Consider the following 12,036-nt stretch of genomic DNA (forward strand, 5'->3'; position numbering starts at 1 on the left):
CATATAGAGCGGTATTTTTTACTAGATTTGAATAGTAAATAACATCTGCCGTTTTTTTACTTGCTGCCCTTGCTGACCTAAAACATCATCAACTATTCCATCAACATCCGATTTAATCTGCTGTTGGATTTTCATGGCTTCAAGCACTAATAAAGTTTGGCCTTTTATGACTTGATCACCTTTATTGACCAGAATATTCACCACAGTACCATCCATTGGTGCACGAATTTTACCATCTCCGGCAACATCGGCAGCTTCTGGTGCAGCATAAGTTACATTGCGAATTGCGACATTGCCATTATTTTGATCTAAATAAAGCTGATCATCATTTAATACATATTGCACACGGCGACGTACACCATCAATTAAATAAACTAATTGCTCTGGCATTCTCTCAAGCACTTCAATACAAACTGATTGATCACAGAGCTCTACCGTAAACGTGTTATTTACAGATGAAAGCTGTAATTGAATTTGCTGATCATCATATTTAAGTTTTAATGGTAACGACACGCCAAGACCCGTTTGCCATGCCACAGTTCCTTTTCTTTGGCTAAATAATGCCGCAGCAATAGCTAAGGTTTCTAAAGATAGAACCTGCTTATGCAGACTGCTGTCGTTTTGAAAATGCTGTTGAATGAATGCAGTATTAGTATCCCCTGCAACCACGATTGGATGACGCAGTAAATTGACCAAAAACTGCTTATTACTATTTACACCTAGCAACACACAGTCATCAACTGCACGAGCGAGTAAGCGAATCGCATCCTCACGGGTTTTCCCATAGGCAATCACCTTTGCTACCATCGGATCGTAAAATGGACTAACTTCATCAGTTGCTAACATGCCATGATCGATTCGCACATTTGGCAAAGCTGCAGGCTTCCAACGTAAAATTTTTCCTGTTTGTGGCAAAAAATCCTGACGTGGGTCTTCTGCATACAAACGCACTTCGATCGCATGTCCATTTAAGGTCAATTCCTGTTGCTTTAAAGGTAACTGCTCACCATTCGCCACACGTAACTGCCATTCAACTAAATCCAACCCTGTAATAAGCTCAGTGACCGGATGTTCTACCTGCAAACGGGTATTCATCTCCAAAAAGTAAAATGCACCCGATGCATCTAGCAAAAACTCAACTGTACCTGCCCCAACATAAGCACATGTTTTTGCCGCTGCTACGGCTGCCTCACCCATTTTCTGACGCAGTTCAGGCGTCATCACCGGACATGGAGCTTCTTCAACTACTTTTTGATGACGGCGCTGAATTGAACAATCACGTTCAAACAAATACACATAATTGCCGTGAGTATCACCAAAAACCTGAATTTCGACATGGCGTGGAGCAATGACTGCTTTTTCCAAAATGAGCTCGCCAGAACCAAAAGCATTTTCAGCTTCTGAACGTGCGGTTTGTAATGCCTCAAACAACTCGGATGCTTGCTGTACCAAACGCATGCCACGACCGCCACCACCCGCAGAAGCTTTGACCATAATTGGAAAGCCAATCTGCTCAGCTTGAGTTGCTAAATATTCGAGATCTTGTCGGTCACCTTCATACCCCGGCACACAAGGGACGCCCGCCTCAATCATGGCGATTTTTGAAAGGCGTTTACTGCCCATTAACTCAATTGCAGAAGCGGTAGGCCCAATAAAGGTAATCTGGTTGTCGATACATGCCTGAGCAAAATCAGTATTTTCTGACAAAAAACCATAGCCGGGGTGAACTGCATCCGCCCCTGTTTTTTTGCAAGCTTCAATAATTTTAGCGATGGAGAGATAAGACTCTGATACTTTTGAAGCACCAATATAAACAGCTTCATCAGCCTCTTGCACATGGCGAGCATTACGGTCTGCATCGGAATAAACTGCGACGGTTTGGTAACCCATTGCCTTGGCTGTTTGCATCACGCGAACTGCAATCTCACCACGATTGGCAACTAGTATTTTTGAAAATTTCATTATTTTTATCCTTATCTCTTATGATTCATCGGCCCAATTTGGTAACCTTTTCTGGATAAAAGCCATTGTTCCTTCTTGTCCTTCAGCACCACCAACCGCTTGAGCAAACTGCTGTGCAGCATCATCTAGCAACTCATTTAAAGGTTCATTGAGTGTTCGATGTAACAGTGCTTTAGTCACACGTGAAGCTTGAGGAGCTGCTCGTTTAATGTGTTGAATGGCTTCATGTAAAGCTTGTTCAAGTTCAATTTCATTATGTGCAATTTGATGAACCACACCGACACTCAGTGCTGTATGCCCTTCAAAACGCATGCCGAGTAAAGCCAGTCGGCGTGCCTGAGTCAGACCAATACGTTTCACCACAAAAGGAGCAATTTGTGCAGGAATCACACCAAGCCCAGTTTCAGGTAAACCAAACTGCGCATTATCACGGCTAATGGCAACATCAGAAACACATGCCAGCCCAAAACCTCCACCTAATACCGCGCCTTCTAAAATGACCACAACAGTCTGTGGTGCAGCTTCAACTTGCTCAAGCATGGCACCAAAACGGCGGTTAAAGTCAGTATAAGGTTGCAGACTACCAACGTTAGTTGCTTCAACGCGTAAAGCAGCCATGTCTTTAATATCACCACCTGCGCAGAAAGTCCCACCTTCACCACGAATGATGACTGCACGAATTGAAAGGTCATCGCGGATGGCAGTAAAAACTTGCTGTATTGCATTAACCATATTCAAGTTCATGGCATTACGGCTCTCCGGTCGGTTTAACCAAAGGTATAAAATACTGCCGTCTTGTTCTAATTGAATGCTGTCATCAATATCTATAGCTTGAAGCGATGCTGAAAGTGTCATGGCTGATTCCTTATTTTTGTTTTTTTGGCAAGATATCCATCAACTTACAGATAATCCCCAACATAATCTCATCTGCGCCACCGCCAATAGAGCCTAAACGACCATCACGATATAGCTGGGATGCAGGGTTATCCCACATAAAGCCATTGCCGCCCCAATATTGCAAGCAGCTATCGGCAACTTCACGGCTTAAACGGCCTGCTTTGAGCTTTGCCATAGATGCCAGCTTAGTCACATCTTCACCCGCAATATGCTGTTCACACGCTTGGTAGGTTAAAGCTTTAAGCGCTTCTACTTCAGTCATGAGTTCGGCAAAACGAAAATGAATATATTGGTTATTAATGAGTGGTTGACCAAATGTCGTACGCTCTTTGGTATAGGCGATAGTCTTTTGAATTAAATTTTCCAAACCACCAATCGCATTAGCACAAGCCCATAAACGCTCTTCCTGAAATTGCATCATCTGCATCATGAAGCCCATACCTTCAACGCCAACCAAGTTACGCTGAGGTACACGTACATTGTCTAAATAAACCTGCGCTGTGGTCGTTGAACGCATCCCTAATTTATTTAACGGCTCTGAAAAACTAATACCTTTAGTTTTGGCTGGCACAATAATCATCGACTTATTAACATGTGGTTTATCGTCAGATGTGTTGGCTAAAAGACAGAAGAAATCGGCCTGCAGTGAGTTGGTAATCCACATTTTGCTGCCGTTAATGACATAGTCATCGCCATCTTTTTTAGCAGTCGTTTTAATAGCAGCAACATCCGAACCAGCATGCACTTCCGATACCGCAATGGATGCAACATATTCTCCAGCAATGGCTGGTGTTAAAAACTCATCACGTAATTCTTTGCTACCAAAACGCGCCAAAGCAGGTGTTGCCATATCGGTTTGTACACCAATGGCTAAAGGCACACCGCCGCAAGCTGCGCGTCCAATTTCTTCAGCAACAACCAAGTTATAAGAGTAATCTAAAGCCAGACCACCATTTTCCTCAGGCTTACAAATCCCCAATAGGCCAAGATCACCCATCTTTTTAAATACATCGTGGATCGGGAAACGTCCAGCTTCTTCCCATTCCGGAATATTCGGATTCAGTTCATTTTCAACAAATTGACGCGCTGTGCGACGTAATGCTTCATGTTCGGCAGTAAATTTCATGGTGTTGTTCCTATTAATTTTTTTAATTACGGTAAAGATTGATTAAAAACGAGACACACCAAAACGGGTCGGATTTAGTTCGCGTTGCTGTGCTTCATAAATAGTTTCTAAAAGGAAAATAAGTAATTTTCGGGTATCTCGCGGGTCAATAATGCCGTCATCATGTAGCATGGCCGTATTGAAAAGCGCGGTAGATTGCTGCTCTAATTTCATCGCAGTACTTTGCTCAAGAAAATCGAGCATTTGCGGATTCGGTTCCTGCCCGGAAGCTTTTTGTTTCCCTTCAGCAACAATACGTAGTACCTTTCCGGCCTGTGCAGCCCCCATTACAGCAACATGCGAGTTCGGCCAAGCAAAAATAAAATCTGGCGATAAACTCCGACCACACATTGCGTAGTTACCAGCACCATATGACCCTGCCACAACGATTGAAATTTTAGGTACAGTACAATTGGCAACCGCTTGAATCAGTTTTGAGCCATGCTTAATAATGCCATTTTGCTCGGCATCGGTTCCCACCATAAAGCCAGTAGTGTTATGTAAGAATAATAACGGACGGTTGGTCTGTTCACATAAGTGAATAAACTGAGCTGCTTTCGCTGCTCCTTGAGGCGTAATCGGACCATTATTGGTAATAATACCGATATGCAAACCACCAATTTTTGCCCAGCCACATACCGTTAAATCATCATATTCCTGCTTAAATTCTAGAAAATCTGAATCGTCAATAATGCGGGCAACCACTTCTTTCATATCAAATGTTTGTTTAGGATCACTTGGAATCACACCCAACAGTTCCTCGGTATCGTAACGAGGCTCTTTATAAGTCACATCAACTGGTTTGATTTGCTCTTTCCAGTTGAGGTGTTCAAAAATTTCACGTGCAAGCCGAATTCCATCGGCATCATTTTCTGCTAAGTATTCTGCGGTTCCAGCAACCTGCGCATGCATTTCCGCCCCACCCAATTCCTCCGCTGTGGCGACTTCACCCGTGGCAGCCAGAAGTAACGGTGGACCTGCAAGAAGCATCTCTGTTTGTTTGCGTACTACAATGACATAATCCGAAAGACCTGGTTGATAAGCTCCTCCTGCCGTTGCGTTCCCATGTACCACTGCAAGTTGTGGAATACCTGCTGCAGACAAACGTGCCTGATTGGCAAAAGTCATACCACCATAGGTAAATACTTCAGCTGCATAATTTAAGTTAGCGCCGCCACTTTCGGTCAGCGTAATCAGCGGGAGTTTTTGTTCTAAGGCAATTTTTTGCAAACGCAAAGTTTTCTGTACGCCCATAGGAGACATGGTACCGCCTTTAATCGCGCTATTACTTGCAGAGACCAGACAACGCACACCACTGACAAAACCAATGCCAGCAATTACACCACCACCAGCTTCGGAGCCATCCTTGTCATCATGCATGTTGTAGCCAACCAAACCACAAAGCTCAACGAAAGGTGAATCAGCATCAAGCAATAACCGTATACGCTCATGCGGCAGAATCTTGCCCTTTTTATCGAATTTCGGTTTAGCAGCATACGATTTATCAATGCTTTTTTGCTGAATTGCACGGACTTCACTCAGCTGAGCAAGCAGTGCCTCTTTATTCTTTTGATACTGTTCACTACCAACAGTAATTTCGGATTGAAGAATGGTCATTTTTTATTCCTCACTCCGAGCCTGAATTATTGCTTTGCTCGACTTTCTCAGTCTTATCTTTTTTAAAAATTTCAGGAATAAACGCGCGGTGGAAACCATTATAAGATTGACTATTTGTTGCTTCGGCTAGTGGGTACATGCGTGTCCCTTGCGATGCAGCGCCATCTATACGCAAAGTTACACCTGACACAAAAGCCGCAGCATCGGATAGTAAATAACAAATTGCCGATGAGACTTCCGACTCAGTTCCCATACGTTTTAACGGTACATTGCCAGCAAGATTTGGAATAATTACTTTGGCAAAATCACCGCTATAATTATCCATACCGGATGACACAATCCACCCCGGTGCAACCGCATTTACACGAACACCAGATTTGCCCCACTCAACCGATGCTGTTTTAGTTAAGTTATCAACCCCTGAACGCGCAGCACCAGAATGTCCCATTCCCGGCATACCGCCCCACATATCAGCAGTCATATTGACAATACTGCCACCATGTTTAGCCATCCATTGGTTATAAGCTTCACGCATTAGATAGAAAGTTGCGTGTAAATTATTACGCACGACTGCATCGAAACCATTCGCCGAAATATTCTCTAAAGCTGAGGGGAACTGCCCGCCTGCATTATTTACCAAACCATCGAGTTTGCCGAATTTTTCAATCACTTCGGCAATCATATTTTTCACTTGTTCTTCTTCACGGTTATCACAAACAATGAAATGAACTAAACCACCATCTTCTATAATTTCTTGGCTTACTTTCTCTAATTTTTCAATTTTGCGTCCTGTAATCACTACTTGAGCGCCGAGGGCTGCAAGCTCATGTGCAGTACAGCGTCCAATTCCTGAGCCACCACCTGTCACAATAATGACTTTATTGGCGAAAGCATCTGGTCTAAATATTGATTGATAACTCATCTTTGTTTCATCCATTCATTTTATTTTTCTAAAAGATGTGCCGGAACTTTTACAGGCATATCCAATAATTGTTGTGCAAAGGCCTTCCCTTGCGGATCTATGCGTAGGCTTGCAACACCACCGCCACCCAAGGCATTTTCCAACATAAAATTCAGTGCATTTAAACCCGGTAACTCATAACGAATTACTCGTCCTTTCTCAGCATCCAAGACATGTTGCATATAGCTTGCAAGAGTCTCTTCAGTCAGTGCTGCACGGATCCATGGCAAATAGTCTGCTTTACGCGCAATCACACCGATGTTGCTATGATTGCCTTTATCACCACTGCGGGCATGCGCAATTTCAATCAAAGGAACTTCAATTTCATCTCCTTGATAAATTGCATTTTCACCTGCCTTTACAGTAGGCAATTGCTCTGTAGAAACTCCTTGTGGAATCTCAACTGGGTAGCGTTTTCCTTCAAAATCGATTTCGACACTTACTTGATTTTTATCTATTAAAAATGAAAATAGTTTAATCACTGGAGATGCTTTGGGTCGGCCTCCAACAATACCTGCCAAGGCTGGAGCCATACCTGTTGAAGCTTGAGCAATTTCAGATGCAAAGAACATACATGCTTCTTTGAATATGTGTTTTACAGCTATTTTGACCACAACTTCACGACTATTTAATGTTTGGGCATGTTCGCCATAAGTACTCTCAATACCTAAAATTTCAACAGACTTTTCACTAAATGGCGGCACTGAGCGCATTGCTAAAACCCGCTCACATTTATTCAAAATCGCATCGGCAATGACTTGTGCTTTTTGTGGAGCTTCGCGACCTGCAATTAAAAAACTGACTAAAACCCGATATCCATCTGGGTAAGTCGCACTGACTTTATACTGTGCAGTCGGTGCTTGTCCTTTTGCCCCTTTCACACGAACTCGGTGCTCCCCAACTTGTTCTAAATGCACCTGATTAAAATCCGCAATTACATCGGGTAGTAAATATGCTTGGGGATTACCAATTTCATAAACAATTTGTTCAGCAACCGTGGCGGTGGAAACTAGACCACCTGTACCCTGTGGTTTCGTCACAACAAATGAGCCATCTTCACTCACCTCAACGACTGGAAAGCCTATATTGTCGAAACCCTGAACTAAGCGCCAATCGGTAAAGTTACCACCCGTACATTGAGCTCCACATTCAATGACATGACCTGCCAACGAACCTTGCGCCAACTTATCGTAGTCATCTAAAGACCATTGATATTCATGAAGTAAAGGGGCAAGCACCACAGCCGAATCGACGACACGGCCCGTAATCACAATATCTGCCCCCAAATCCAAAGCATCACGAATAGCAACAGCACCTAAATAGGCATTACTACTTGCTACCTGTTCTGGCAAAGCTTCACTACTAAACATTTCCTGAATATTCTGTGATTTTAGCTGCTCATGTTGTGGCAAAAGATCATCACCTAACACCACGGCAACTTTCAGGTCTAGACCATATTCTTTAATTATTTTTTGCAAGGCATCTCGACATGCCAATGGGTTAACACCACCAGCATTACTAATCACCTTAATCTTTTTCTCTGCAATTTTTTTAAGTAGAGGCGCCATGACACGACTGACAAAATCTAAAGCATAGCCATGTTTCGGCTCTACCATTTTCGCTTTGGCCATAATCGACATGGTGATTTCTGACAAGTAATCAAAAACCAAATAATTAATATCGGTTAGATGTACCAATTGAAAAGCAGCAGTATTGGTATCTCCCCAAAAACCTGAGGCACACCCTATTTTTACGACACGCTCATCATCTTGTTGATTACTTGCCATCTTGTTTCTCATTATTTTGTTTAAAAATTACACTCAACATTACCAAGCAAGCGCTTGGTTTGTAAAGAGCAAAATGTTATTGTGAAATTGACTAAAACTGCCAAACTCGACAACTAGCCTAAAACATGGTGAGATTTAGCAAAATTTTTTCCGTAAATATTTTTATATAAAGGATCCAGCTTTCGTATGATTGCGACTTCAATTGAACAGATTCCACATATTTCTTGCTTTGACGATAGCCCGCGTGGTCGTTTATTACAGGGAGCTGCCTATCTATTTCACAAACAAGGTTATGATAAAACCACTGTCCGCGAACTTGCTCAATTTATTGGAATTCAATCAGGTAGCTTATTTCATCACTTCAAGAGTAAAGATGACATCCTAGCTCACGTAATGGAGCAAACTATCATTTACAATCTTGCTCGTTTAAAAGATGCAGCCGCTCAATCTACCGATCCAGAACACCAATTACGAGCTCTTATTAAAGCAGAACTCATTTCAATTACTGGAGATACTGGTGCAGCCATGGCTGTTTTAGTTTATGAGTGGTTTGCGCTGTCAAAAGAAAAACAAGATTATCTTTTAGAAATGCGTAATGAGTATGAACAAATCTGGTTAGATGTCATTGAAAAGTTACGCACTCAAAGCAAGATAAAACATGATGCCTTTATTTGGCGAAGATTAGTTGGTGGTGCGATTTCATGGACTGTCACTTGGTATAAATCTGAAGGTAAAGTCAAAATTGATGAGTTAACTGAAATGGTGTGGGAGATGGCTTTGAAATAAAAAAGGTGGCTCAATGACCACCTTTGCAGAATCAATAACCAAGCTGCTTACTAATCAAATCTTTCATAATTTCTTCAGCACCACCACCAATCATATTAACCTTCACTTCACGGTAAATACGTTCAGATTTAGTTCCACGCATAAAGCCCATACCACCTAATGTTTGCACAGCTGCATCAGCACAAAATTGCATTGTGCGAGTCGCAACATTTTTCAGCATCGAGATTTGAGCGACTAACTCAGGCCCTTGTAGTTTTGGCTGAGTCATTTTCCATGCAGTTTCTTCAAGTAATGCCCGTGTTGAGGTTAATTGCGTTGCCATATCTACCAATTTATGACGAACGACTTGATGGTCTATTAATCTCTTACCAAAAGTTTTCCGTTGCTGGGCCCAATCTAGAGCTTCTTCATAGCAAACTAATGCATAGCCATAAGCCACTACACCCAAGAAAAAACGCTCCATATTAAAGTTATTCATAATAACTTTAAAACCAGCATTTTCTTTACCGAGCAGATTTGATGCTGGTACTCGCACTTGATCAAAATGCAAATGCGCCGTATCTGAAGCCCACCATCCCATTTTTTTCAAAGGTGTTTTAGTAATTCCTTCACTGTGAGCATCAACAAGCAACATTGAAATGCCTTCTGCGCCTGTTTTAGTTGGATCTGTACGCACTGCAACCGTATAGTAATCTGCACGAATCCCCGATGTGATAAATGTTTTCTCACCCGAGACAACATAATAGTCACCATCACGAACAGCTTTAGTTTGTAATGCAGCCACATCAGAACCACCGCCTGGTTCTGTAATCGCTAATGCTGAAATCTTTTCTCCTGAAATAATCCTTGGTAAAACTTTTGACTTTAGTTCTTCACTTCCAAAATGCTGAATCGGTGGTGCTCCAATTGTATGTACCATGAGTGAAATATGTACTCCACCCGAACCAGCTTTCGCCATTTCTACCCCAGCCAGTAATGAATAAAATGGATCTGCATCAGGAATACCGCCATATTCCTCAGAAAAACCTAAACCTAATAGACCAATTTCAGCAGCCTTCTTATATAGCTCTCTTGGAAATGTCTCAGCCTCATCCCATTCATTAACGAAAGGAGCCATTTCTTTTTGTACAAATCGACGAACATTATCAGCAAAAGCAATATGTTGTTCATTATAGTAAATTGGGTTTGGTTGCATTTCTACAGATGTCCTGATGTTTTTATTTAATTCCAGAACATATCTTGTCATGTTTGCCATCAATCAAAAGTTGCAAGAATCTCCATTTTCTTGGCATAAAACATCAAAGCTTCTTCTTTTTATTTAAATACAATGCAATGCCTATACTCTTAAGCAACAACGAAAACCACGGGCAGCATAATAAGATTGTGCTCCATTATGATAAATAAAGACACGACCATATCGACGATCAGCAAAAAGTGCTCCATCTAGTTTACGAATCTCATTTGGGGTTTTGAGCCAACTTGATGTTTTAAGGTCAAACTCTTCAATTTCTTGTAATTGGTAATATTGCTTTTCTGTTAAAAGTTCAACACCCATTTCCTTAGCTATATCTATTGCGCTATTTTTAGGAGGATGATCTTTTCTAGATTCTAGAGCCTCACGATCATAGCAAAGGCTTCTACGACCTTTAGGTGTCTCAAGAGAGCAATCTACAAATAAATATTCGTCTTTCTGCTGATCATAAGCAATAACATCAGGCTCCCCTCCTGTATTTTCCATTTCCAGCAATGACCAAAGTTTATCAGGAACCTTAATTAGTTTATTTTGCACATCCGACCACTCTATTTCTGTATGACGATGTGTATTTTTTTCAAATCTATTCTTTAATAATTCAAGGAGTAACTCTATTTGCTTTTGAGTTAGCTGTTTTTTATCTACCATTAAATAAGTCCTTATATTTATTAAATTGAACGGCCATCAAAATAATTTATTTTATTTAATATCAATGGCTTCTCCGCCTAGTACACTAATTGCAGAGATAGAACTAAATCCAATACCTCTACATTAGGTTCCATAATTAAGATAATCAATAATCGTTTACTATATATTTAATTCCAAAAGTGTCCACAACGCTTACATCTATTACCATTTCTAAAAGAAAATAAAGGTAGGCCCAAAAACATAAACGCTAAAAAGGCAGATTTTTTTCCTTTATTATTAACTTCTATATCCAAGCTTCCACACTCAGGGCAACATTCTTTACTCTCCCCAAACTTTTGTTCAAGCTCATCACTAAAGTCTTTTTCAAGAAATGACTTCGCTTCATCAACATAGTTTTCTGGAACTAATAAACGAACCCCACCTAAAGCATTAGAATAAAACCAATCCATATTAATTGTATGCTCATTTTCAATATAAACAGGAATTCCAAATACTTCTAGTTGAGTCTTTGCAATTTGTGCCTCATAAGGAAATGAGAAAGTTTTAATTACGATCCATTGCATATTAAATTTCTAATTAGGTAAATAATTTTAGAGTAGCTTTATTTCTTTATAATTTGAATCAATTTCAGTATCTAAAGAATTGAGGATACAAATTCCGCGCATAAAAAAACACCCCCATTCATTAGAACGGGGGTGTTTAGAATAATGAGCTGGCGATGACTTACTCTCACATGGGTAACCCCACACTACCATCAGCGCTAAGAGGTTTCACTTCTGAGTTCGGGAAGGGATCAGGTGGTTCACTCTTGCTATGGTCGCCAGCACAACTGGTATGGATACTTGCTTCGTTTTATTCACTGTGTGATACGTTGCGTTTTCCAAATCTTTACAGATGGGCTGATTGAATCTTACTTTATTTGTTCATTTTAGCTAGTAGTATAACTAAATCAAGTTGCTTT

The 12,036-nt window shown here is 41.0% G+C and carries 10 protein-coding genes and 1 rRNA gene; 1 reads left to right on the plus strand and 10 read right to left on the minus strand.

Annotation, left to right across the window (positions count from 1 at the left end):
• Positions 1–21 precede the first annotated feature (21 nt).
• The 6 genes from J536_RS21905 to J536_RS21930 are packed head-to-tail and all read right to left on the minus strand — an operon-like array spanning position 22 to position 8,389.
• Positions 22–1,962 (minus strand): acetyl/propionyl/methylcrotonyl-CoA carboxylase subunit alpha, encoded by a 1,941-nt coding sequence (locus J536_RS21905; RefSeq protein ID WP_032063931.1) that lies wholly within the window; start codon positions 1,960–1,962, stop codon positions 22–24.
• 18 nt (positions 1,963–1,980) lie between these two features.
• Positions 1,981–2,817 carry an enoyl-CoA hydratase/isomerase family protein gene (locus J536_RS21910; protein WP_032063932.1) on the minus strand — a complete coding sequence of 279 codons (837 nt, stop codon included), beginning with the start codon at positions 2,815–2,817 and terminating at the stop codon, positions 1,981–1,983.
• A gap of 10 nt (positions 2,818–2,827) precedes the next feature.
• Positions 2,828–3,985, minus strand: a complete 1,158-nt coding sequence (locus J536_RS21915) for an acyl-CoA dehydrogenase family protein (protein WP_000673016.1) — start codon at positions 3,983–3,985, stop codon at positions 2,828–2,830.
• A gap of 42 nt (positions 3,986–4,027) precedes the next feature.
• Entirely contained in the window at positions 4,028–5,641 is a 1,614-nt protein-coding gene (locus tag J536_RS21920; protein ID WP_032063933.1) for an acyl-CoA carboxylase subunit beta, read from the minus strand.
• A 10-nt stretch (positions 5,642–5,651) separates the two neighbouring features.
• Complete coding sequence (locus J536_RS21925) at positions 5,652–6,563, minus strand: SDR family oxidoreductase (RefSeq protein WP_000121937.1); 912 nt, start codon at positions 6,561–6,563, stop codon at positions 5,652–5,654.
• Positions 6,564–6,583: 20 nt separating this feature from the next.
• Entirely contained in the window at positions 6,584–8,389 is a 1,806-nt protein-coding gene (locus J536_RS21930) for an acyclic terpene utilization AtuA family protein (RefSeq protein ID WP_032063934.1), read from the minus strand.
• Positions 8,390–8,575: 186 nt separating this feature from the next.
• Between J536_RS21930 and J536_RS21935 the strand changes: the two genes are divergently transcribed.
• On the plus strand, positions 8,576–9,175 hold the full coding sequence (locus J536_RS21935) for a TetR/AcrR family transcriptional regulator (RefSeq protein WP_032057724.1): 600 nt from the start codon (positions 8,576–8,578) through the stop codon (positions 9,173–9,175).
• A gap of 31 nt (positions 9,176–9,206) precedes the next feature.
• On the opposite strand, the gene J536_RS21940 is transcribed toward J536_RS21935, so the two are convergent.
• The 4 genes from J536_RS21940 to rrf all read right to left on the minus strand — a co-directional run bounded on the left by J536_RS21940 (position 9,207) and on the right by rrf (position 11,900).
• A complete protein-coding gene (locus tag J536_RS21940) occupies positions 9,207–10,370 on the minus strand; it encodes an acyl-CoA dehydrogenase family protein (protein WP_032057725.1) in 1,164 nt (387 codons plus the stop codon).
• A gap of 141 nt (positions 10,371–10,511) precedes the next feature.
• Positions 10,512–11,075 carry a DUF4256 domain-containing protein gene (locus J536_RS21945; RefSeq protein WP_032057727.1) on the minus strand — a complete coding sequence of 188 codons (564 nt, stop codon included), beginning with the start codon at positions 11,073–11,075 and terminating at the stop codon, positions 10,512–10,514.
• Positions 11,076–11,242: 167 nt separating this feature from the next.
• Positions 11,243–11,638, minus strand: coding sequence for a DUF2007 domain-containing protein (locus J536_RS21950; RefSeq protein WP_032057728.1), 396 nt, complete (start codon positions 11,636–11,638; stop codon positions 11,243–11,245).
• Positions 11,639–11,785: 147 nt separating this feature from the next.
• Positions 11,786–11,900: ribosomal RNA gene (rrf, locus tag J536_RS21955) — 5S ribosomal RNA — on the minus strand.
• Positions 11,901–12,036: the final 136 nt, after the last annotated feature.

Origin of the sequence: Acinetobacter sp. 809848, from assembly GCF_000581275.1 — a bacterium.
Taxonomy (GTDB): Bacteria; Pseudomonadota; Gammaproteobacteria; order Pseudomonadales; family Moraxellaceae; genus Acinetobacter; species Acinetobacter pittii.